Source organism: Vibrio sp. 1727, from assembly GCF_033344415.1.
Classification (GTDB): Bacteria; Pseudomonadota; Gammaproteobacteria; order Enterobacterales; family Vibrionaceae; genus Vibrio; species Vibrio alginolyticus.
Genome location: NZ_JAWPOT010000128.1, coordinates 1 through 889 on the forward strand (window position 1 = coordinate 1; position 889 = coordinate 889).

The window sequence follows — 889 nt, forward strand, 5'->3', positions numbered from 1 at the left end:
TATGAAATTGGGTTGCTCTTAGTCAACCTCTTATAGCCTAAAGTCTTTGAGCGACTTGAGGATATGCTATGTAAGTTGCTGATAGGTTGCCAGTTTTCCGCACCTAAATCTGCATATTGCACTTTCCCTCTGACTCGACTTAACCAGTACCAACCTAGCTTTTCAACGGATTTATACCATGGCACTTTAAAGCCAGCATCACTGACAATGAGCGGTGTAGTGTTACTCGGTAGAATGCTTGCAAGGTCGGCTAGAAATTGGTCATGAGCTTTCTTTGAACATTGCTCTGAAAGCGGAAAGGCTTTCTCATAAAGAGTAATAGAACGACCATGTAGTGCCACCGAAGCCCGCAATACCATAAGCCGTTTTTGCTCACGAATATCAGACCAGTCAACAAGAACAATGGGCATCGAATTACCTGAACAGATAAAGCTGGCATGCCAACGGTATACAGCGAGTCGCTCTTTTTGGAGGTGACGATTACCTAACAATCGGTCGATTCGTTTGATGTTATGTTTTGTTCTGGCTTTCGTTGGCAGGTTACGACCAAGTTCGGTAAGAGTGAGCGTTTTACATTCAAGTAATGCGTGGCAAGCCAGCGTTAAACTGTTGAGTCGTTTTAAGTGCAATTCAGGGCAGAATTGGTAAAGAGAGTCGTGTAAAATATCGAGTTCGCACATCTTGTTGTCTGGTTATTGATTTTTCTCAGAACCATTTGATCACATGACAAGATGTGCATCTACCTTAAATTTATGATTTTTATCAAAATCATTAGGGGATTCCTCAGGTACAAGCACTGATTTGGGCAAAAGAAAATATTTCAGATCACTCTATAGAGATGGTTTGATTTTATAAAAAATACCTAACTAATTTAGTGCATACGTATATT

Annotated in this window: 1 protein-coding gene; it reads right to left on the reverse strand. The window is 40.5% G+C overall.

Annotated features, from left to right (window positions below; all coding sequences use genetic code 11):
* A partial coding sequence (locus R8O10_RS24280; RefSeq protein ID WP_318191828.1) for an IS4 family transposase occupies positions 1–680 on the reverse strand: 680 nt, incomplete at its 3' end.
* Between the last annotated feature and the right edge of the window lie 209 nt (positions 681–889).